Source organism: Crassaminicella indica (assembly GCF_019203185.1).
GTDB classification, from domain to species: Bacteria; Bacillota; Clostridia; order Peptostreptococcales; family Thermotaleaceae; genus Crassaminicella; species Crassaminicella indica.
The window spans coordinates 2168137-2191506 of record NZ_CP078093.1 but is presented as its reverse complement, the minus strand read 5'-3'; the positions used below and the strand labels follow the sequence as shown (position 1 = coordinate 2191506).

Below are 23370 nucleotides of genomic sequence, written 5' to 3'. Positions count from 1 at the left end.
ATCACCTTGTTTTTGCTTTCATATAGGGATGTTTAGTAAGTTGGTATAAAATCCTATAAATGAATATAGATAAAACATCATTATATATAACCTCTAAAAATATAATCTTTCTAAACAGAAAAATCATATTTGTTGCATTATGCGATACATACATGAACACATAATACACCAAATGATACAATATAGTAGAAATCGTTGTGAAAAATATAGGTGCCAAATTATTATCTTTATATATTTTCTTTTCTAAAACTCCAATATTATAACCTATTAACATATACAGCAATGCATTTGTTCCTATCATATTCCCTAACATTATGTCTTGTAAAATTCCAGTAAAAAATCCAATTATAGCACCACTTTTCTTTCCCCATAAAATAGAAAATCCAACAACCACAATCAAGCTTGTATTAGGAAGAACCCCTAATATTCTAAAATATTGCAATAGGGTAGATTGTATTAAAAAATTGAATATGATAATCGATGTAACAGCTAACATTCTCATACCTGTAACCCCTTTAATTTAATTTATCAGGCACTATAATAAATACTTTGTCTAACTTTTTAAAATTTACTACAGGCTCTACTACAATAGTTTTTAAAAGCTCGTCTTCCTTCTTTATAACTTCTTTAATTTCCCCAATGAGTATCCCTTTTTCATACATACTAAGACCTGATGTGATTAATTTGTCTCCAACTAATACATCTGCCTCAGGGTCAATCAAATATCCATTAAGTTCACCCTTCACACTTCCTCTAATCACACCTATATATTGGTTATTGCGTAGAACCTGAAAGCTTACAGAACTTTTATTATCTATAATTGTTACAACTTTAGACCAATCATCCCCTACTTCAAAAACTTTTCCAATTAAGCCTTGTCCATTCATTACTGTACTATTTTTTTTTATTCCTTGATTTTTTCCTGCGTCAATTGTAAACATATTAAACCAGTTTCCAATATCTTTTCCTGTAATACTGGCTGTTACATAATTATTTTTATTATTTTCCTTTGCATAATTTAAAGCACTATATAAACTTCTTAGTTCATTTAATTCATCTCTTGTAAGGGATAATTGTATTACTTTTTGATTTAGCTTTTCTATTTCTTTTTTTAATACCTCATTCTCCTTTGCAATAGTTCTAAATGTAAATAGAGAACTTACTGCTCGCTCAATACCTTGTCCACCCTTATAGAGTACTTTTTGTACAGGTACTATCACTTTACCAATTATATTTTCAGGCATTGTTACCTTTGCTCTTCCACCTATTGTAATCCCCATTATAATAATGAGAATGATAGTAACAAATGTTACTATCATCATTGTTCCCCTTTTTATCAGCTTTTTCATAACTTCTCACCACTTTATCTCATTCTTTTCGAAGAAATAAGCACTCTTTTTAATGTTTCAATTTCTTCAATAGTCTTTCCTGTACCTAATGCAACACAATCAAGTGGTTCTTCAGCAATATGAACAGGCATCCCCGTTTCTTTTCTTACTAATTTATTAAATCCATCTAAAAGGGCTCCTCCACCAGTAAGCATAATCCCTTGCTCCATAATATCTGATGCCAATTCTGGAGGAGTTTTTTCTAAGGTATATTTTATCGCTTCAATAATTGTATTAATAGGCTCATGCAATGCTTCTAATATCTCTGTTGAAGAAATTGTTAATGTTTTTGGTAGTCCTGAAACCAAATCTCTTCCTCTTATCGCCATTTTTTCTTCTTTTACTTTAGGAAAAGCTGATCCAATTGTTACCTTTATTTCTTCAGCCGTTCTTTCCCCAATCATTAAACTATACTCTTTCTTTATATATTGAACAATAGACTCATCTAATTCATCTCCACCAACTCTAACAGATCTGCTTGTTACAATACCACCTAAAGAAATTACTGCAATTTCTGTTGTACCGCCTCCAATATCAACAACCATACTTCCTGTAGGTTCTTCTACGGGTAATCCTGCACCAATAGCAGCAGCCATTGGTTCTTCAATAAGATATGCCTCTTTTGCTCCAGCTTGAAGAGCAGCTTCCTCAACAGATCTTCTTTCAACCTCTGTAACTCCAGATGGTACACCTACTACTACTCTTGGTGCAAATAATAAAGACTTTTTAGGGTAAGCCCTTTTTATGAAATATTTTAGCATGCTTTGTGTTATATCAAAATCAGCTATTACACCATCCTTTAATGGTCTGATAGCAATAATATTTCCAGGTGTTCTTCCTATCATTTGTTTTGCTTCTTGTCCCACAGCAAGAACTTCTTTCGTATCTTCCTGTATCGCAACTACAGAGGGCTCTCTTACTACAATTCCCCTACCTCTAATATATACAAGTGTATTCGCTGTTCCTAAATCTATTCCCATATCCTTTGAAAAGTAATTAAATAATCCCATCCATACTGCTCCTTCCTAAACTCCTTTATATAATCGAAAGCTCTTTTAAGCTTATAAACTTTCCATCACCAATGATAATATGGTCTAAAACTTCAATTCCAATAATTTTTCCTACTTCCATTAATCTTTTTGTAATTTTAATATCTTCATTGCTTGGCTTTGGATTCCCACTAGGATGATTATGAATAAGAATAATAGAGGATGCACTTTTTCTTATAGGTCCTACAAAAACCTCCCGTGGATGAACCAATGAACTATTCAAACTGCCAATAGAAACATCTTCAATAGAGATGATTTCATTTTTTGTATTTAAAAGAACACTCTTAAAATATTCTTTTTTATAATACCTCATCTCTTCCATAAAAATATTAGCTACATCTTTAGGCGATTGAACACTAAATTTAGCTTTTGAAATACTCATGGAAAGTCTCTTTCCTAATTCCACAGCTGCTACAATTTGACAAGCCTTTGTTTTCCCTATTCCTTTTAAATTGCTTAACTCCTCTATAGTACAATCTGCTAAATATCTTAAACCATCTTCTCTTGCTGATAAAATCCTTTGTGATAAATCAATAGCTGAAATCTCTTTTGTCCCTGTTCTGATCAAAATAGCTAATAGCTCTGCATTGGATAAATTCTTTACACCTGACCTTATTAATTTTTCCCTAGGTCTTTCACTTTCAGCCATTGCTTTAATAGAAAGATGTTTATCCTTATCCACTATTTTATGCACCTTCTCTTAAATAAGCTCTAAATCAAAATATTTGCTCAACATACTTTGAAGCTTTGCTATTGGTAATCCAACTACATTAAAATAGTCTCCATAAACCCATTCTATAAGTGCACTGCCTTTTCCTTGAATACCATAAGAACCAGCTTTATCCCAAACTTCTCCTGTATCAATATACCTTTTGATCTCATCATCTGTCAACTGTTTCATCTTTACTTTTGTTTTTTCAAAGGTTACAAACTTATTATAAGTATCAACCTCTATCACTGCAAGTCCAGTAATTACATCATGAATATCATCTTGGAGCATTTTCAACATACTAAAGGCTTCCTCATAATTTTTAGGTTTCCCTAAAATTCCATTTTTTACAACAATTGTATCAGCTGCTATAACAATTTCACCTTCATTACAGCTCTTTGAAACTTCTATAGCTTTTTCAAATGCCAAACTCATTGCAATCTGCTCTGGTTTTTCTTCTGCGTCTATTTTTTCTTCTATATTCCCTTTTTTTATTTTAAATGGAAATCCGAATTTCTCAAGAATATCTTTTCTTCTTGGAGAAGCTGACGCTAATATAATTTTTTTCATTTTTTCACCTACACTCTACTCAAATATCCTTATTATTTCTCATATTATTTTCTTTAAATGATTAGATGTATAGATGGCTGTTAGACCAACAAAGTATCCTGTAAAAAGACTTATAATCATCATCATAGGCAAATATGTGAAAATAAGATAGTTTTCAATCATTAAGCTTGCAACAGTGAGCTGTGCAATATTGTGTGCTAGTGCACCAAAAACACTTACCCCGATCAAGCTAAAATATTTTGAAAAATATTTGTATACAAACCACATAATAAGCGTACTCAATAAAGAACCTGATAAACTATAAAACAACCCAGTAACAGCACCTGTTCCAAGCATCGCCACAAAACACCTTAATATTCCAACCACTAAAGCCTCTTTGAAACCAAATACCACCAACGTCACAAGATTTACGATATTTGCCAAACCTAATTTTGCTCCAGGTACAGTACTAATCGGTAAAGGTATAGATGACTCCAATATATGCAATGAAATACCTATTGCTGTAATCAATGATAAGTAGATTATTTTTTTTACTCTCATAATATAGTCCTTTCCCTAGTAGCTAACAATATCTACATCTGATTCTTCTGATACAAGTTTGATAGATATTCTATTCGGCAAACAAATACTTGTTTGATTGGCTTTTGTAATTTTCCCCATCTTTACGCATAATTGATCTTTACAATCTGATTCTAAAAATCTAGCACCTTGACCATCTACTTCAATTACACTATGTCCATATTTTGTATTGATTTCTATTGTTTTAGAATGATCTAATCCATCTAAAGATATCTTTTTATACTCTTTTCCATCTACTTCAATGATTAAATACAAATATTTATCATTAGCAGTTATTTCTTTTAGTCCAAACATTCCTATCAACGCAAAAAAAATAACCGATACTATAAGTATTTTATCCCATTTTGTCATTATTTCCATCTCTCATATCTATTCATATTTTGCCAAATAATTCATTTATTTATACTTTTTAGTTGTTATTATATGATTATATAGGTAAACAAATTCAAAACGAAATATAAAAGATAGTTCATTCCAGATAACTTTTGAAAAAACAAAACTTCATTCCATGAAAAAATACTAAACCTTCAAAACTCACTTCGTTCAAACAATGAAGGTTCTTAACGTATTTTTTATGAAATTTCAGTAAGTTTTTTTACAAAAGTTATCGAAGTCATTCACTTATCTTTATATATTTCTTTTTTTTATGTTAATGTTGTTTACCTATATTTATGCTATCATATAATTTAAGTTTAACATTTTGCCATGTTCATGACAAGTATGAAATTCATCAGTAATATGTAAATATTTCACAATCTGATCACACCACATAAAAAGAACATGCCTCTTGGCATGTTCTTTTTATTACTTCATTATAATTGTTTTCTTAGGACATTTTTCTGCACAAGCTCCACAACCAATACATTTATCCTCTAAAACCTTGTGAACCTTTTTCAATTCACCTTCTATTGCATCAACTGGACATTGTTTTGCACAAATTGTACATCCAATACAGTTATCAGGTATAATTTCTGCTTTTTTTCTGTTCTCAAAGTTTGCATAAATTGCACCTGTAGGACATTTTTCTGCGCATAACATACAGTTTTTACATTTTTCATAGTCAATTGTTGCAAGATTGTTTTCAAAATTTATAGCGTCAAAAGGACAAGCTCTCACGCATAGCTGACAGCCGATACAGCCAACGCTACATTTATCCTTAACAGCTTTTCCTTTTTCCTTATTATTACATTCCACAATAACATCCTGCTCAAAAGGCACAAGAGCAATTACATCCTTTGGACAAGCTTCTATACATTTTCCACATCCCGTACATTTTTCAGGAATAATTCTTGCCACTTTTCCATCTGTAATCTCGATCGCACCAAATTGACAAACACTTACACACGTACCTAATCCAAGACAGCCATATGCACAGCTTTTGCTTCCTCCAGCAATCATTGCTGCTGCTTTACAATCTTGAATGCCATAATAATCATATTTTTCTTTGCAGTTTGCATTATCTCCACCGCACAATACCTTTGCTACTTTTCTTACATCGTCGCCTGCTTCTACACCCATAATTTCAGCAATTTTTTTTGCACAATCAGCACCACCAACAGGACATCCATTCACAGGTGCTTTTCCTTCAACGATTGCATTTGCCAATCCTCCACAACCTGGGAATCCACAGCCTCCACAGTTTGCACCTGGTAATACTTCATTAATTGCAGTTACTCTAGGATCTACTTCAACTGCAAATTTTTGAGAAGCATATGCAAGTCCTGCTCCAAATAGAAGTCCCATTCCACCTAAGCTGGCAACAGGACCTATAATTGTTGATAAATCCATATCATTTCCCTCCTCTTTACACAAGTCCAGCAAATCCTAAAAATGCAATAGCCATCAAACTTGCTGTTATAAGTGCTACTGGAAATCCTTTAAATATAGCAGGAACATCTGCTATTTCAAGACGCTCTCTAATTCCTGCAAAAAGAATAATCGCTAGAGAAAAACCTACAGCCGCTCCAATAGCATTTACGATGGTTTCAATTAAATTAAACCTAGATTGAATATTTAAAATTGTTAGACCAAGTACTGCACAGTTTGTTGTAATAAGTGGTAAATACACACCTAATGCTTGATAAAGGGTTGGACTTACCTTTTGAATTACCATTTCTACAAACTGTACCAATGCAGCTATAACTAATATAAAAGCTATTGTTTGCAAATATTCTAAATGAAAAGGTTCTAAAATAGCATGCTGAACAAAATATGTGATGATCGATGCTATAGTCATAACAAATGTAACAGCCATTCCCATACCTGAAGCTGTTTCAACTTGCTTAGATACTCCTAAAAACGGACAAATCCCTAAGAATCTTGATAATACAAAGTTATTTACTAATATACCACTAACGAGTATAACAAATAATCCTTTTACATCCACGTTCTTTCCCTCCTTTAATTTTGAATTGCTTTTCTAGATTGAATATAATTTAAAAGCGCTAATAATAAACCTAAAGCAAGAAAAGCACCTGGAGGAAGAATCATAATTAAAGCTGGCTGAAAAGATGCTCCAAATAAAACTTTACCAAAGATAGCACCTGCTCCTAATATCTCTCTTACACTACCTAATATAGTAAGAGCAATTGTAAATCCTAATCCCATACCAATACCATCTACAGCTGAAGCTACTACAGAATTTTTAGATGCAAATGCTTCTGCTCTTCCTAATATAATACAGTTAACAACAATCAATGGAATAAATAATCCCAATTGACTATCTAGTGCAGGAAGATAAGCCTTTAGCATAAGTCCTATTACTGTAACGAATGCTGCAATAACTACAATAAACGCTGGTATACGAATTTTACTAGGTATAACCTTTTTAAGCAGTGAAATTACTATATTTGCTCCTATTAAAACTGCTGTTGTTGCAAGTCCCATACCAACACCATTTTTAGCTGATGTTGTAACAGCAAGTGTTGGACACATTCCTAGCATTTGTACAAAAATCGGATTTTCAAATAATATACCATTCATAAACGTTTTTCCTAATTTCATCTCGTCACCTCCAAAACTACTTTAACTTTTCATTAAATAATTTCATAGCACTATTTACTCCTTTAGTTACCGCTCTTGAAGTAATAGTAGCTCCTGAAATAGCCATAATTTCATTGTCCTTCGCTTCTCCTGATTTAATAACCGTTAATTCTTTTTCTGTGCTTTTTCCATTATATTGATCCTTGAATTCTCCTGATGCTTTTGCTCCAAGTCCTGGTGTTTCTGTATGGTTTCCTATGCTTACACCAGTAATCACTTCATCCATACTCAATCCAATCATTACTTCAACTGGTCCACCATATCCATTTGGATTTGTTTTGATTGTATATCCTACTACTTCGCCATCCTTTAAACCTTTATAAACTTCGATAATATTTTCATATCCTTCATATTCAGACTTGTCTACTTCTTCAAACTCAGTAGCATCTGGAAGAACTGTTTGACGAGCCTTAACATTTGCTTGAATCATTTGCTGCTCAATTGGAGCTTTTGTAATGTCATTTACATATCCAAGAACACAAGCTGCTACAGCTGCAATAATGAAAAGAATTATTCCTAATTTAGCTATCTCTTTCATTTACTTCACCTCCCCAAATACTCTTGGGCTTGTATATTTATCGATAAGTGGTGCAGCCACATTCATTACAAGTATTGAATAGGATACTCCCTCTGGATATCCACCAAACTTTCTAATAACTGCAGTTAAAATACCACATCCAAGTGCAAAAATCACTTGCCCTTTTGGTGTTACAGGTGATGAAGCATAATCTGTTGCCATATATATCGCACCAATCATTAGTCCACCCGCAAATACATTTGTAAGCATATAATTTACATCAAAGCCTCCGAAGATCATCATAAGTACTGCTACTGTTCCTATATATATTACAGGAATTCTTGGTGTAATAACTCCTCTATATACAAGATAAATCCCACCAATAATTAATAATATAGCAGAAGTCTCACCAATACATCCTCCAACATTTCCTATAACTAAATCAGCTAATGAAGGAAACGCTTCTGTTGTACCTTCTTTTAGCATCCCTAAAGGTGTAGCTGTACTTACAGCATCAGCTCCTGGCTTTATCCAAGCTGTCATCTGAACTGGCCATGAAGCAAGTAGCATTGCACGTGCAGCTAAAGCTGGATTCATAAAGTTATGACCAAGTCCACCAAATACTTGTTTAACAATTGCTATAGCAAAAATTGACCCAATTACAGGAATCCACCAGGGTGCACTAGCTGGAATATTAAATGCCAATAATAATCCTGTAACTACAGCACTCCAATCATTAATTGTAACTGGCTTTTTACAAATTTTTTGAATAGCAGCTTCTGTCAATACTGCGGCAATTACAGCAGCTAAAATTACTTTTACTGCTCCCATTCTAAAGAAATATACGCCTGCTAATGTTGCAGGAAGTAACGCAATAACAACATCACGCATTATTTTATTTACTGATTCATCTGCCCTTATATGGGGAGACGAAGATGCAATCAATCGATTCTCCATGTTCTCTTTCCCTCCCATTACTTACTCTTTCTTTTCTTAGCTATAATCTCACGCTTAGCAACTCTAATAGACTGTAGTAGTGGTCTCTTGGAAGGACAGATAAATGAACAAGAACCACATTCTATACAGTCTAGGGCACGATATTTTTCAGCTGTATCATACATATTGTTTAAAGCATACGCACTTATGTATAGTGGTTGCAAGAAAGCTGGACAAATTTCAACGCATTTACCACATCTTATACATGCTTTTGGTTCAGGAAGTCTTGCCTCCTCTGGTGTAAATACAAGTATCCCTGATGTACCCTTCGTTGAAGGAATTTCGTCCGTATATTGAGAAAGTCCCATCATTGGTCCACCTAAAATAAGCTTGCCAGGCGTTCCATTATATCCACCACACTGTTCAATAATTTCTTTAATTGAAGTACCTACCTTAATCAACAAGTTTTTAGGTTCTTTAATGCCTTTTCCTGTAATCGTACAAATTCTTTCTATTAAAGGCATTCCTGTTTTAATTGCATTGCCAATAGCTGAAGCTGTTGCCACGTTATTTACAATAACACCCGCATCCATTGGAAGTCCACCAGATGGAACTTCTCTTTTTGTACAAGCATAAATTAACTGTTTTTCTGCTCCTTGAGGATACTTAGTTCTAAGCCCTACAACTTCAATTTCTTTATATTCTTTTGCAGCATTCTTCATACTTTCTATAGCATCTGGCTTGTTATCTTCTATGCCAATATACGCTTTGGAAACACTTGCCACCTTCATCATTGCTCTTAATCCAAAAACAATACTTTCTGGATTTTCTAACATAAGTCTGTGGTCAGCAGTTAAATATGGCTCACACTCGGCACCATTTAAAATAATGGTATCAACTTTTTTATCAGGTGGTGGTGAAAGCTTTACATGTGTTGGGAAAGTAGCTCCTCCCATACCAACAATACCAGCTTCTTTAATGATTTCTAAAATTTCTTTTCCTGATAAATTTTCTAGATCTCCTTTTGGTTTAACGCTTTCATGAAGTTCATTTAAACCATCAGATTCAATAACAACGCACTCTGCTTCACCTGTTGGGGTAAGCATTTTTGTGACTTGTTTTACTTCACCTGAAACACTACTATGAACAGGTGCACAAACAAAAGCCTTTGCTTCCCCTATTTTTTGCCCTACCTTTACCTTGTCTCCTGGCTTTACTAAAGCTTCACAAGGTGCCCCAATGTGTTGTTGTAATGGTATAACAACACGACTAGGCTCTTTCGCCTTTTCTACTTTGCATCTTTCTGTTGCTTCCTTGTAATGAGGAGGATGTACCCCGCCTCTGAAGGATAAAAGACTCATTTATATTCACCCCTTATTTCATAAAATTGAATCTAAAAATTTTTTGACCACAAGCAATGACCGTTTTGTTTTTCACTACATTTTTTTATGGTAAACTTTAAAATATCTGTTTGTATACTGTATAATGTATAAAAACAGACTACTCTCAGTTCATGATTTCCCATAAAAATTGGTAGCTCATTAAAACAAAACTTTACTAAAAGCATACATTTATATATTAACTTCTATGTCTAAAAAAGTCAATCTAACTTATCATTTACAATTTTAATTCTTAACTCCTCAAGTCCCTCTACCATATACTGCTTTATCCAGTCAATCACTTCTGTATTGCTTAGTGGAACATCTCCTAAAACTTTTCTTAACTCCCTTGTATCTAATACAAACTCCTCTTTATTAATCCTATGTTTGTACAAATAATCAATTTTTTCATTCGACAAAATTATGATGATCATTGTATCTACCATATTTCCTAAAGGCGCTCGGTCAATATGATTTTTTTCAAAGCTAGCAATTATTTTTGTTCCTTTTCCTAACTCAGATTCAATATGAAATTTCCCATTACATCTTTCACAAGCTGCTTTAAACAATGAAATACCCAATCCCACTTTTCTTGTTTTTCTAGTCGTAACAAAAGGATTTACTACTTTTTTTACTAATTCTTCACTCATACCTATGCCATTATCAACAATTTCTATTGTCATACAATTTTTTTCATCATTTTCATCAATAATTATTTCAATAAAAGTAGCATTTGCAGCAATACTATTTTGAACAATGTCCAGTATATGAAGGGATAATTCTCTCAACTCGTAAGACCTCCCTAAAAATTTATCTTAAAATATCAAAAATACTCTTTATATCTTTCTTATTCACCTCAATAAAGCTTTCTCTCTCTAATATATCCCATAGATGATGTGCATCTGAATTTTGAATAAATCGATAATTTCTAAAAATACTGTATTTTCCCAAAAATGCATTTATATTGCATCTCTTTGACACTTCTAATGTTTTTATGGATAATTTTTCAGGAATAAATCCTAATGTTCCTATTAAACTATAAGAACTTCTATCTACATGTGCTGGAATGATTATTCCTCTTAGCTTATATACTTCATGAAATACTTCATTTATAGAAAGGTCGACAGAAGCTATTAGCATCATATTATTTTCTCTTATCACTTCATCTTTTTCGTTGAAAATAATTTGTCTTCCAAAAAATTTTGGGTTATTTTCCTTTTTAGGTAATTTACCGTATATTAATTTTTGAAAAGCTAAAGCTGTATTAATATCTTCAAATAGACAAATCAAATGTACTTCTTCCTTTGTTTGAACCTCCATTCCCGGAATGACGAGTATTCCTTTATTTTCTCCAAGCTCCATGCACGCCCTACAGTTCTCTACACTATTGTGATCTGTAATCGCTATTGCATCTAGCCCTTTTAATATACACATATTTATAATGTTATTAGGAGTCATATCTTCATCAGCACAAGGAGATAATGCTGTATGAATATGAAAATCTATAGCTATTTTCATATTATCTTAGTCCTAATTCATGCATTTTACAAAAAATTTCATAGCTATTTAAATTTGTACTTAAAATCGGAATATTTTCTTCGTTTGCCTTGTCTATTGTTTCCTTATCTATTTCAATAGATTCTGGGATAATGATACAGCTAATATCCAACAGACTTGCTACTGCTACAATATTCATATGCGTCTGTACCGTAATCCATGCATCACCTGCTTTAGCATGAGACATAACCCAGCTTAATAAATCACAACAATATAAACCTTTAATTTCTTTAGAAATATCTTTATCGTTTGTGATTAATTTAAAATTCTCTTTTTCAATAAGATTTTTAACCTGCATCATACTTCCTCCTGTATATATATTTTCATCTTCAATATTGTAAATTCACCTATCTTCGATTCTATATGAAATTCATCACTATATCTTTTTATATTAGGTAGTCCCATACCTGCTCCAAATCCCAATTCTCTTACTTTATTAGAAGCAGTTGAATATCCTTCCTCCATCGCTTTATCAATGTTTTTTATACCCGGACCATTATCCCTAGCAACAATCTCTACAGCATTAGGACTTATCAATACAGTTATTTTTCCTCCTTCTGAATGGATCACTATATTCATTTCAGCCTCATATGTAACAATGGCTATCTTCTTAATAGCTTTTGAATCAATTCCTAGCTGTCTAAGAACTTTTTTAATATTGCTTGATGCTTCCCCAGCTCTTGAAAAATCATCTTTTATAATCTCATATTCTAATTTAATACTATTTTTCTCTTGTTCATTAACCATAAAACCTACGCTCCTCCCCTGCTAGGAATACCTTTGAGTCCATTAGCATATAGTATTCCACAAGCAGTATATAGAATGTGATTTGTACTAAGCAATATCATATTATTTTTTTTAGCTAATTCAATAGCTTCTTTAACAGGTTTTTTCCCTCGTACAAAAACCACTGTATTAATATCTGTCATTTCTGCTGTTCTTATTACCTGTAGATTCGTAAGACCTGTAAGCAATAAAGTTTTTCCATTGATAAAAGCTAGCACATCACTCATTAAATCACATCCAAAGGCTTGATCTACTTCCATATCCAATAAATTTTCTCCTACTAGGCATTCAGCATTTAACAATTCCATGATTTTAGTAATTTTCATTCAAATCCCCCTCAATATTCATTATTGTCTAAAAAATATGAATATTGGTACACTCCTTTTATAAAAGCGTTTTGTATCCCTAAAAATAACTTTTTATCATTCTTTTCTGCTGTTTCTAACTCCTGTATCAAATCAGCTACTAACTTTATAAGTCCATTATGCATAGCTTTCATCTGAACAGGTGGATTTTCACCTCTTAATCGCCCTTGAATCTCTTTTAAATCATCTATATGCTTTTTGGCTAGTTCCATATCTATTTGACTGTTTTGTGATTGCTTTATATTTTCAGCCAATGCTTTAAATACTTCCATTAACTTTTTTATCTGACCTTCTAAAGTATCTATATATGCAGAATCTTCTTTTTTGTATGATATTGATTTTGAAGAAACCCTTCTTGTTACAACAAATGCTTCTGTATATTGTTTTTTAATATTTGGTAGAATATTATCAATACTTTTCCTATCTAACATTGACATAGTTATTACTTTATATCCATCATTATCCCAAATATAGGCTCCTATATCCTTGCTATTCAATTCCTTAACTAAAGATAGTGCATTTTGTTTTGTCTTAAAGCTTCCAACTTGAACACTATATATATCAATTCCTTCTATTTCAAAGGTATTTGTATATCCTTCATTTGTAGCTTTATCTATCTTTTTTGTTTTATTGTTTTTTTCTGATTCTTCCTTAGATGCTTCTGATATTTCTTCTTGCATTTTAACTACTTTTTTTATTCCTTTATTTTTATTATTTTTTTCTATTCCTATTTCATTAGAAGAAATCATCGGCAGAATCACATATTTCGTACCTAAATAGCCTATTAATATAGACAAACTAAATAAAAATATAATTATAATTGTAAAAGTAATTTTTTTTCCCATACTTTTTCTTCGAATCTTCACTCTTGTTTGTCTCATTTCTTCGCCCCCTTTAAAGAATATTTTCTACAAACTAAATGTTATTTCCTTTTGATTCAAGAATAATTCTTATTCTTTTTTCATTTTTCTATATTACAAATCATAAATAATTTCTAATGAATTACATTTTCTTCTAAACAAATATAAAATATATCCGATACTTAATATAGTATATTTTTTTATATTATATGAAAAGGAGTCTTTGCCATGCCTAATAATCTTATTCAAAAAATACTTGATCATAAAATAGCTCAAATTCAAAGTAGATTACCTATTAATATAAATTTAAATAAACACAAAGCCACATCAGATTTTAATGATATACTAAATGAAAAAATCCAAAATGTGAAATCTCAAGATATCTCTTCTACTGCATATGATTCTCTCATTGAAGCTGCTTCTAAAAAATTTAATGTCGACCCAAATTTAGTAAAAGCTGTCATTAAAGCAGAGTCAAATTTTAATAAAAGCGCTCTATCTAAAGCAGGTGCACAAGGACTTATGCAGTTAATGCCTCAAACATCTTTAGGGCTAGGTATCACAAATCCTTTAGACCCTGTACAAAATATCTATGGGGGTACTAAATATTTACGTAGCATGTTGACAAGATATAATGGAAATACAAAACTAGCTTTAGCTGCGTATAACGCTGGTCCTAATAACGTAGATAAATATAAAGGCGTTCCACCTTTCAAAGAAACCAAAAACTATGTAGATAAAGTTCTGCAATTTAAAAAAAGCTATGACCATATAACTTCTACAAAAAATTTTGAAACCCTACTGTAAAAACAGTAGGGTTTTTTAGAACAATCTTCTAGCTTTAACATATGCTCTTTTATAATAAGAATCATTATTTAAATCTGTTATAAGAATTCTTTTCCTTCCTGAAGATGCATGTATAAACTTTCCATTCCCTATATATATACCTACATGACTAATTTTCCCATTATTAGACCCATTCGTATCAAAGAATACCAAATCACCTATTCTTAAATCACTCTTTGATACTTTTTGTCCCACTGTCGCTTGTCCTCTAGATGTTCTAGGAAGCTTTATTCCTATTTTTCTGTATACATAAGATGTAAATCCTGAACAATCAAAAGTATTAGGTCCACTAGCTCCATATACATATTTTTTACCTAATTGAGCATTAGCAATAGTTGCTACCTTCATACCTAAAGAAGACCTGTCCTTACCTCTTGAAGCAGATACATCTTTTAATACAATAGTTAAATAATCTTTATATACCCAACCTTCTCGATTCTCTTTCAGAATAATATTAAACCAATCATCTTTAAAATCTTTTACCTGCACATAGTTATCCAAATTTAAAGTTCCTACAATTTCTCCTGTATAAGAAGGAGCTTTTCTTACATTCACATGATTTCCTGTAATCTTTGCTATTTTATAATTAGGCTTTATCTTTATATAATCTGAATGAACCCAACCTTTGCCTCTGTCAATATCAATGCCATACCAATCCGATTTTTGATCTATTATTGTTACTTCTGTACCAGCAAATAACTTTCCTATACTACTTGAAGCAATATCTGGCTGTTGTCGGATATTTAAAGCATTAGCTGTTACAATCCCTTTTTTAATAAAATCTTTTTCCTTATCTACAACAATAACTAATTGATTATGTACCCATCCAAGCTTTCCATCACCTAATGCTATACCATACCATTCTCCACTGTTTTTTAGAATATGTACATATTCTCCTAACCTTAAAGTACTTAAAACAGCTGATGTCATTTTAGGTTCCTGTCTAACATTTACATGATTCCCTATTACTATACCATCGTTTTTCCCTTCTCCATAGACAAAAGAAATCATCAGCAAATTACACAATACCATCAAACAGAAATATTTCATAAATTTAATCATTTGTGATCCCCCTATAACATTATTATATACATGAGCATCTGTTTACCCTTAATAATTATTGCCGTTATATATGCCTTTAATACATTTCTACATAAAAACATAAAATCCTTCATTGAATAAAAAAATAAAATTGGTAAAAAAAAACTACTCATAATTGAGTAGCTAACAATTTTTGGTGCGAGAGACGGGACTTGAACCCGTACGCCAATCGACACACGCCCCTCAAACGTGCCTGTCTGCCTATTCCAGCACTCTCGCATATTACTATATCAGTATAGCATCATGCCTATTCATTGTCAATATCCTATAATCCCATAGTCAAAACAAACGCATTTCTAAATCTATTCAATTAGAAAAATATAATTATTTAATCAAAAATAATTAAATGCGTTTGTCATGACTAATGAATATCTAGACTCTATTTTTTCATATACCAGCTTTCTATATTATTATATATATTATTTGGTTTAGGAAGTATATCTCCTTTAACATATTGCTTCATGATAATTGAACTATTTTTAAAATATAAACTAAAGTATGGCAAATCATCTACTACAAAATGTTGTATCTCTTTATATTTCTTTTTTTTCAATTGTTTATTCTTTATAAAAGCAGCTTCATTCAATAGTTTATCTAAATCAGGATTACTATACCTAATAAAGTTTGTATTTCCTATAAAGCTTGAATGAAAAATAAAACGAAGATCTGGTATATCAGATAATTGCCAACCACCTAAAGCAATATCAAACTGGCCTTTTCTTACTCTTCTCTCATATTCTTTCCAGTCAACTGGATCAATAATAATATCTATCCCTATTTCTTTAAGCTGATCTGAAATCATTTTAGCAGCTTTCAATCTTTGAGCATTATCTCTATTTACAAGTAAATGCAACCTAAGTTCTTGACCTAATTCATTTTCAAACCATACATCTTTATCTCTATTTTCCCAACCAGATTCTTTTAATAGCTTTCTTGCTATCAATAGATCTTTTCCAAACTTTTTTTCTTCCTCATCATATAAATAGCTATCTGGATAAACAGGTGCATCTACTACAGTAGCATGACCTAAATATACTTCATTTATAATGGCATGTCTATCAATACCATATCCTAATGCTTTTCTAATATTTTTATCTTGAAGCATTTTATTGCGAAAATTAAATCCTAAAAACTCATATTCCTTTGTTACATATTCATAAATCTTTAAAGACTTATTTTCACTATACTTTTCCCAATCAAAATTCGTTGCTGATGCCCCATCAAGCTCACCTGCTTCAACAAGAGTTAACGCAGCCTCTTTATCCGGCACACGTTTTGCAATAATTGAAGCAATATAAGGCTTTTTCCCCCAATAAGCATCGTTTGCAATTAACTTTATACTTTTAAATTTATTATAAGCTTCAACCTTATAAGGACCTGTTCCAATAGGCTTTATATTAACTGCATCGTATACCCTTCTAGTTGTTTGAAACTGATGTTTTGGAATAATTGGAAAAGTAAACAACTCAATCCAACTGTTCATTGCATTATCAAATTCAATCTTTATACTATCTTTACTTAAAATCTTAGTATTTTTTATATGCTTTACAAGTTCATTATATATAGACTCTTTTCCAATTATATTAATCTTCATAGAATCAATTGTAAATTTTACATCCTCTGATGTAAAAGGCTTTCCATCATGCCAAAACACATCATCTCTTAATTTGAAAATCCATTCCTTTCCATCATCTGAAACATTCCAGCTCTCAGCCAATACAGGCTTAGCATCTAAATTTTTATCTAGCCTTATTAAGCCCTCATAAATCAATTTATTTAAATAATAAACACTTTTATTATCATTTAAAATAGGATTTAATGTATCAAACTGAATGATAGGAATAGATAATTCACCACCAAATACTGGTTTTCCTATTTGCACAGGCTCATTTTCATTTTGTTCCATTTCTATATTCTTATCCATACATCCTGATAAAATAATCATAATAAAGAAAAAGCATAGTACATTTTTTATTCCATTCACCAAAATTCCTCCACATTTTATCTAAAGAATTCTCTTTAATTTGCTATTTTCAACTATCCCTGGAATTCTTCCTCTTTTGGCAACAGCTTCTCCTCCTACTTCTTTTATATCCATAGTCATATCAATTGCAGGAGCCCCTGATATATAACTACCTACTCCAAAAGAATCTGCACCAGCTTCAGATAATATTCTAATTTTCTCTGGTGTCAATCCTCCAGATACAAATATTTTAACATGATTATATCCATTAATATCCAGTTTGCTTCTTAATTCTCTTACAAGATAAGGAGTAACTCCTCCTCTTTCACTTGGTGTATCTAATCGAATACCAAATAGCTTATCTCCTAAAGCTTTTGCAATACGTAAACTTTCCTCGACTTCATCTTTGAATGTATCTACTAGCACAATCCTTTTATGAGACTCTGGCGTAACTTCATCATAAACCTTTGCAACATCAAGTGTATCTCCCGCTATCAACATAGCTGCATGAGGAAGTGTTCCTGATGCTTCTATGTTCATAATCTTTGCTGCTAATACACAGCTTACACCATTTGCTCCTCCAATTAAAGCAGCTCTTTCCATTACTGGTGCAACTGCTGGATGCACATGTCTTGCACCAAAACAAAGAAAAGTCTTTTCTCCACATGCTTCTTTTATTCTTCTTGCTGCCGTAGCCCATCCACTAGCACTTGCTAGACTCCCAAGCATTGCCGTTTCCAAAACACCAAACTCTTTATATGGACCCTTAATTCTAACTAAAGTATCTTTTGCTTCAAATTCTTCTCCTTCTTCTATAGCCCATACTTCAACAGCCTTATCCTTTAACATATTTTTTACTTCTTCTATACCTACAAATATACCGGGTTTTCTAGCAAAAATTTCAGCTGTTACAATCTCTGTATCAAGCTTCATATATCTTAAAATATCTAATGTTCTTAAAAAATAAACATCTGTAGTAAGTCCTGATAGAATTTCTTCATGATTACTTGAGTGTATTAACCTTTCTTTACTAATTTTTATGTCTTTAATATCCTCAAGGCTTGTCATATGTTTCATTTAATCTCATTCCTTTCTATTTTTTCATGAAAATTTCTATTATATAAATCATAAAATATGCAATACCTGATCCAATAAGTGGTCCAACTGGATAACCTTTAAAAACTACAATTCCAAATATAGTTCCAATCACTACAGATGTAACAATAGTAGGTTCTACATCAAGCAAATATCCTCCTCGTGATCCTAATATAGCTACTAGTATCCCTGCAACAATCCCTATAAATCCCTTATAAGTTTTAAAGCTATAAAGCATTGATATAATATCTAATTCTCCTAATGCAAATGGTGCAAGAACACCCATCATCAATATAATAACACCTATCTTTAATCCATAATTATTTAAAAACATTAATATAGAGTGAGAAAAACCTTTTACCTCTTCTCCCATTTTCCCTAATAACAACAAAAATATTAACCCACTTACAGCTAAAGCTAAAGAATTGTTTTTCCCCACCATAGCTAGTATCAATAAAACTAGCAGCGTAATACTTCCTAAATATTCTTGACTCATTACTTCTCCCCTATATTTATTATTTGTATGTATGATTTGTTTAACATAATCATTATAAATTACTTGTAGACTTTATTCAACAAAATCCTTATATCCCTATATAAATATATAGATAACAAGTTATATCCTGTTATCTATATATAATCCTATAAACCTTATAACTTTTCATAACCTTTTTTACATATGCCTTTGTCTCAGGAAAAGGAATATCTCTTAAAAATTCACCTTCATCACTATATTTAGGATCTTTCAGCCATTTATTTACATTTCCACTTCCACCATTATATGCAGCTAGTATCAATTGCAAATTACCATTAAATTCTTCTTTTAATTTATATAAATACCAACATCCTATTTTAATATTTATATCAGGAATATATAAAATTTCTTCATGATAATCATCAATTCTTAATTCCTCTGAAGCCCATTGTCCAGTTACTTCAGATATCTGCATAAGCCCTCGTGCATTTTTATTAGATTTTGCTTTCTCATCAAATTTACTCTCTGTTCTAATAATTGCTGCAACAAGATACGGATCTAATTCATATTCCTTTGCATATTTTTCTATAAGGTCCCAATAGTGTATAGGATATAGTATTTTTAATAGCCAATTTGTATTAGTCAAAGCTACTCCTACTGTCATAACAATAACGATTATAAAAAGTAACTTCCTATATTCTCTTAAATCAATATAAATCAAAAACATCCCTCCACAAATTAGCTATTTATTCTTTTTAATTGTTTCTCTATTTGTCGCTTCAAATGATTAATATCTTTATTATTATCTAAAATAACATCTGCATATTTCTTTTTTTCTTCAGTAGACATTTGCGTTTTCATTCTCTTTAATGCATCTTCAACACTTATTTTATCTCTATTCATTAAACGATTAAGCTGTACTGCTTTGCTAGCTGTAACTAGCCAAACTTCATCTACTAATTCTTCCATATGTTGTTCTATCAAAAGAGGTGCATCTATTATTATAACAGGATATGTATTCATTTTTCCATATATATTTATCCTATTAATAATTTCTTTTATTATTCTTTTATGGGTAATATCGTTTAACTTTTTTAGCTTTTCTTCATCTGAAAAAACAATTTTTCCTAATTCTTTTCTATTTAAATGACCATCTTCCGTAATTACTTTTTCACCAAAAACAGCTTTAATCTCATTTAAAGCAGCTTTTCCAGGCATAACAATTTCTCTAGCAATAATATCTGCATCAATCACAGGAATTTTAAATTCTTTTAATATATTTGAAGCTGTGCTTTTTCCTGAAGCAATTCCACCAGTAAGTCCTATTACCTTCATCAAGCTACTTCCTTTCTTTACTTTGTTTCATACCAGCTATTTCCTATATGCATATCAACCTTTAATGGCACCTCTAAATTAATAGCACTTTCCATTTCCTCTTTTAATATTTTTTTTACTTGCTCAATTTCATCTTTATGAACCTCCACAATCAATTCATCATGTACTTGCAAAATTAATTTTGACTTTAAGTTTTTATTTTTCAATTCGTTATACACTCGAATCATAGCTATTTTTATTATATCTGCAGCACTTCCTTGAATAGGTGTATTCATCGCTGTTCTTTCCCCAAAAGAACGTATATTATAGTTTTTAGCCTTTAATTCTGGGATATATCTTCTCCTATTTAAAATAGTCGTTACATATCCTTTTTCTTTTCCTTCTACTACAATATTGTCCATATATTCTTTTACACCTGTATATTTATCAAAATATTCATCTATATATTTTTGAGCTTCTTTTTTTGTTATATGAAGATTTTCTGATAATCCATAATCACTCATTCCATATACAATCCCAAAATTTACAGCCTTTGCCCTGCTTCTTTGAAGGGGTGAAACTTCATCTATTGGTACATTAAAAACCTTAGAAGCAGTTGCTGCATGTATATCCTGCTCCTTATGGAATGCTTCTATTAAATTATGATCTTTAGATATGTGAGCTAATATTCTTAATTCTATCTGTGAATAATCAGCATCTAACAATAAATATTCTTCATTTGTAGGAACAAATACTTTTCTAATTTCTCTTCCTACATCAAGCTTTATAGGTATATTCTGAAGATTAGGTTCTGTACTGCTAATTCTTCCAGTAGCAGTAACTGTTTGATTAAAGCTAGAATGAATTTTTTTAGTCGTTTGATTAATCACAGCCATTAATCCATCTACATAAGTAGATTTTAATTTTACCATTTGTCTATATTCTATAATCTTAGGAATAATATTATGCTTATCATATAACTTTTCCAAAACCTCAGCATTAGTAGAATACCCTGTTTTCGTCTTCTTTATAGGTGGCAAACCAAGTCTATTAAACAAAATTTCTCCCAACTGCTTTGTAGAATTGATATTAAATTCTTCTCCTGCTTCATGAAATATTTCCTTTTTAAGATTCTCTATTCTTTCATCTAATACCTTTCCTAATTCATTAAGTTTTTCCTTATCTACCATAAAGCCTTCAAACTCCATAGCCGCTAGCACTTCAATTAAAGGTAACTCCACTTCATAATATAGTTTTTCAAGATTATATTCCTTCAATTTTTCTATAAAAAGCTTCTTAAGCTTTCTGACTGTATTGCAAAAGCCAAAGCCATATGCTATTAGTTTTTCTATAGGTACTTGATCCAAACCTATCTTTTTCTTACCTTTTCCTAATAAATCCTCTTCACTAAAAATATCCTCATTGAAGTATTCATATGCCATATAACTAATTTCATATGATTTTCTCGTTGGTTCAATTAAATATAATGCAACTGCTGAGTCAAAATCTACACGATTTAAAGAAATATTGTTTTCTTTTAAAAGAATCATATCCTTCTTTGTTTCATGTCCATATTTTTTTATATTTATATCTTCAAAAACATCTTTCATCTCTTCTAAAAGTTTTAAATCGCCCTTTATGTCTATAAAATAGCTTTCATCTCCTACTATAATATGTACTCCAAAAATCTTATCATTTCTCAAATCTATATGATCACTAAATATTTTAAAACAAAACTCTCCGTTTTTTCTGATCTTTTCTTTTAATGGTTCTAATTCTTCTATAGAATGAATGATCTTAGTTTTTACACTGTTCTTTTTATTCTCTGTTTGTGCATCCTTAGGCTTAACCTTATCCATCAATTTTCTAAACTCTAAACGATTAAATAAATCCACCAATTTTTTTCTATCTGGCTCTTTCATTTTAAACTCTTCTAATGACATTTCAACAGGCACATCCGTAATAATAGTTGCTAGCTTTTTACTCAATACAGCTTGCTGTGCATATTCTTCTAATTTTTCTCTCAGCTTATTTTTAGAAATCTTATCAATATTCTTCAATAAGTTTTCAATACTTTTAAATTCTTTTATCAATTTTGTTGCTGTCTTTTCACCAACACCAGGAACACCTGGAATATTATCTGATTTATCTCCCATAAGACCCTTCAAATCAATAAATTCTCTAGGCGTTACACCATATTTTTCAAAAACCTCCTCTTCACCATATTCCTCTAATTCACTAATTCCTTTTTTTGTAATTAACACTTTCGTTTTATCAGAAACTAATTGCAAAGCATCTCTATCTCCTGTAATTATATAAGAATAAACATTTTTATTTTCGCAAAATCTTGCAATAGTACCAATTAAATCATCTGCTTCAAACCCTTCAATCTCTACTCTATTAATGTTAAATGCATCTAATATCTCCTTTAATATAGGGAGCTGTTCCGAAAGCTCTGAAGGCATTTTTTTTCTTCCAGCCTTATATGCATCATATGATTTGTGTCTAAATGTTGGAGCCTTCTTATCAAAGGCTACATTCATATAATCAGGTTTATAGTCTTCAAATATTCTATAAAGTACATTTACAAATCCATAAACAGCATTTGTATGAATTCCATCCTTTGTAGTGAGCTCTGGCAAAGCATAAAAAGTCCTATTTATAAGACTATTCCCATCTATAATAATCATTTTTTTTCCTTCCAAACTAATCCTCTCCTTGTAATTTCTTCTAAGGCTTATTCAAAATATAGTAAACATAACTACATTCTTAATAATTATCTATGTGTTTATTATAACAAAACATTGCAACATTAATAGTAAATATAATTAGAAAATAA

27 protein-coding genes and 1 tRNA gene are annotated in these 23370 nt (G+C 31.2%); 1 reads left to right on the top strand and 27 read right to left on the bottom strand.

Going from position 1 to position 23370, the window contains the following annotated elements; translation table 11 throughout:
* Position 1: 1 nt before the first annotated feature.
* From mreD to KVH43_RS10255, 19 genes are all read right to left on the bottom strand, one after another.
* Complete coding sequence (mreD, locus tag KVH43_RS10345) at positions 2-502, bottom strand: rod shape-determining protein MreD (RefSeq protein ID WP_218282455.1); 501 nt, start codon at positions 500-502, stop codon at positions 2-4.
* A gap of 13 nt (positions 503-515) precedes the next feature.
* The gene (gene mreC / locus KVH43_RS10340) at positions 516-1319 is read right to left on the bottom strand and encodes a rod shape-determining protein MreC (protein ID WP_255547740.1); all 804 of its coding nucleotides are present in this window, start codon (positions 1317-1319) and stop codon (positions 516-518) included.
* 44 nt (positions 1320-1363) lie between these two features.
* Positions 1364-2398, bottom strand: coding sequence for a rod shape-determining protein (locus KVH43_RS10335; RefSeq protein WP_218282453.1), 1035 nt, complete (start codon positions 2396-2398; stop codon positions 1364-1366).
* 25 nt (positions 2399-2423) lie between these two features.
* On the bottom strand, positions 2424-3086 hold the full coding sequence (gene radC / locus KVH43_RS10330) for a RadC family protein (protein ID WP_218284144.1): 663 nt from the start codon (positions 3084-3086) through the stop codon (positions 2424-2426).
* Positions 3087-3137: 51 nt separating this feature from the next.
* Positions 3138-3716, bottom strand: coding sequence for a Maf family protein (locus KVH43_RS10325; RefSeq protein ID WP_218282452.1), 579 nt, complete (start codon positions 3714-3716; stop codon positions 3138-3140).
* 39 nt (positions 3717-3755) lie between these two features.
* Complete coding sequence (locus KVH43_RS10320) at positions 3756-4256, bottom strand: Gx transporter family protein (RefSeq protein WP_218282451.1); 501 nt, start codon at positions 4254-4256, stop codon at positions 3756-3758.
* Between the two features lie 15 nt (positions 4257-4271).
* Positions 4272-4646 carry a NusG domain II-containing protein gene (locus KVH43_RS10315; protein ID WP_218282450.1) on the bottom strand — a complete coding sequence of 125 codons (375 nt, stop codon included), beginning with the start codon at positions 4644-4646 and terminating at the stop codon, positions 4272-4274.
* A 453-nt stretch (positions 4647-5099) separates the two neighbouring features.
* On the bottom strand, positions 5100-6083 hold the full coding sequence (locus KVH43_RS10310; RefSeq protein WP_218282449.1) for an RnfABCDGE type electron transport complex subunit B: 984 nt from the start codon (positions 6081-6083) through the stop codon (positions 5100-5102).
* Between the two features lie 16 nt (positions 6084-6099).
* Positions 6100-6681: an electron transport complex subunit RsxA gene (gene rsxA / locus KVH43_RS10305; protein WP_218282448.1), complete on the bottom strand. Its 582-nt coding sequence runs from the start codon at positions 6679-6681 to the stop codon at positions 6100-6102.
* Between the two features lie 14 nt (positions 6682-6695).
* Positions 6696-7298, bottom strand: coding sequence for an electron transport complex subunit RsxE (gene rsxE / locus KVH43_RS10300; RefSeq protein ID WP_218282447.1), 603 nt, complete (start codon positions 7296-7298; stop codon positions 6696-6698).
* Between the two features lie 16 nt (positions 7299-7314).
* Positions 7315-7875: an RnfABCDGE type electron transport complex subunit G gene (locus tag KVH43_RS10295; protein ID WP_218282446.1), complete on the bottom strand. Its 561-nt coding sequence runs from the start codon at positions 7873-7875 to the stop codon at positions 7315-7317.
* Entirely contained in the window at positions 7876-8811 is a 936-nt protein-coding gene (locus KVH43_RS10290; RefSeq protein ID WP_218282445.1) for an RnfABCDGE type electron transport complex subunit D, read from the bottom strand. It abuts the gene before it with no gap.
* A gap of 17 nt (positions 8812-8828) precedes the next feature.
* Positions 8829-10151, bottom strand: coding sequence for an electron transport complex subunit RsxC (gene rsxC / locus KVH43_RS10285; protein WP_218282444.1), 1323 nt, complete (start codon positions 10149-10151; stop codon positions 8829-8831).
* Positions 10152-10390: 239 nt separating this feature from the next.
* Entirely contained in the window at positions 10391-10957 is a 567-nt protein-coding gene (locus KVH43_RS10280; protein WP_218282443.1) for an ATP-binding protein, read from the bottom strand.
* A gap of 22 nt (positions 10958-10979) precedes the next feature.
* Positions 10980-11687: a PHP domain-containing protein gene (locus tag KVH43_RS10275; protein ID WP_218282442.1), complete on the bottom strand. Its 708-nt coding sequence runs from the start codon at positions 11685-11687 to the stop codon at positions 10980-10982.
* A gap of 1 nt (position 11688) precedes the next feature.
* The gene (locus KVH43_RS10270; RefSeq protein ID WP_218282441.1) at positions 11689-12024 is read right to left on the bottom strand and encodes a DRTGG domain-containing protein; all 336 of its coding nucleotides are present in this window, start codon (positions 12022-12024) and stop codon (positions 11689-11691) included.
* A complete protein-coding gene (locus KVH43_RS10265) occupies positions 12024-12473 on the bottom strand; it encodes an ATP-binding protein (RefSeq protein ID WP_218282440.1) in 450 nt (149 codons plus the stop codon). The genes KVH43_RS10270 and KVH43_RS10265 overlap by 1 nt, the downstream gene beginning before the upstream one ends.
* A gap of 5 nt (positions 12474-12478) precedes the next feature.
* Positions 12479-12838, bottom strand: coding sequence for a DRTGG domain-containing protein (locus tag KVH43_RS10260; protein ID WP_218282439.1), 360 nt, complete (start codon positions 12836-12838; stop codon positions 12479-12481).
* A gap of 11 nt (positions 12839-12849) precedes the next feature.
* Complete coding sequence (locus tag KVH43_RS10255) at positions 12850-13758, bottom strand: SPOR domain-containing protein (RefSeq protein ID WP_218282438.1); 909 nt, start codon at positions 13756-13758, stop codon at positions 12850-12852.
* A 207-nt stretch (positions 13759-13965) separates the two neighbouring features.
* Here KVH43_RS10255 and KVH43_RS10250 point away from each other — a divergent pair, with 207 nt between their 5' ends.
* Complete coding sequence (locus tag KVH43_RS10250) at positions 13966-14544, top strand: lytic transglycosylase domain-containing protein (protein WP_218282437.1); 579 nt, start codon at positions 13966-13968, stop codon at positions 14542-14544.
* A 15-nt stretch (positions 14545-14559) separates the two neighbouring features.
* Here KVH43_RS10250 and KVH43_RS10245 read toward each other — a convergent pair whose 3' ends face one another.
* From KVH43_RS10245 to polA, 8 genes are all read right to left on the bottom strand, one after another.
* Positions 14560-15645, bottom strand: coding sequence for a C40 family peptidase (locus KVH43_RS10245; RefSeq protein ID WP_218282436.1), 1086 nt, complete (start codon positions 15643-15645; stop codon positions 14560-14562).
* A 173-nt stretch (positions 15646-15818) separates the two neighbouring features.
* A tRNA-Leu gene (locus KVH43_RS10240) sits at positions 15819-15903 on the bottom strand.
* Between the two features lie 160 nt (positions 15904-16063).
* Positions 16064-17668 (bottom strand): peptide ABC transporter substrate-binding protein, encoded by a 1605-nt coding sequence (locus KVH43_RS10235; protein WP_218282435.1) that lies wholly within the window; start codon positions 17666-17668, stop codon positions 16064-16066.
* 21 nt (positions 17669-17689) lie between these two features.
* The gene (locus KVH43_RS10230) at positions 17690-18724 is read right to left on the bottom strand and encodes a nicotinate phosphoribosyltransferase (RefSeq protein WP_218282434.1); all 1035 of its coding nucleotides are present in this window, start codon (positions 18722-18724) and stop codon (positions 17690-17692) included.
* A gap of 16 nt (positions 18725-18740) precedes the next feature.
* Positions 18741-19238 carry a DUF441 domain-containing protein gene (locus tag KVH43_RS10225; RefSeq protein WP_218282433.1) on the bottom strand — a complete coding sequence of 166 codons (498 nt, stop codon included), beginning with the start codon at positions 19236-19238 and terminating at the stop codon, positions 18741-18743.
* Between the two features lie 130 nt (positions 19239-19368).
* Positions 19369-19938, bottom strand: a complete 570-nt coding sequence (locus KVH43_RS10220; RefSeq protein ID WP_420829633.1) for a lytic transglycosylase domain-containing protein — start codon at positions 19936-19938, stop codon at positions 19369-19371.
* Positions 19939-19955: 17 nt separating this feature from the next.
* Positions 19956-20552, bottom strand: coding sequence for a dephospho-CoA kinase (gene coaE / locus KVH43_RS10215; RefSeq protein ID WP_218282431.1), 597 nt, complete (start codon positions 20550-20552; stop codon positions 19956-19958).
* A gap of 17 nt (positions 20553-20569) precedes the next feature.
* Positions 20570-23236: a DNA polymerase I gene (gene polA / locus KVH43_RS10210; RefSeq protein ID WP_218282430.1), complete on the bottom strand. Its 2667-nt coding sequence runs from the start codon at positions 23234-23236 to the stop codon at positions 20570-20572.
* Between the last annotated feature and the right edge of the window lie 134 nt (positions 23237-23370).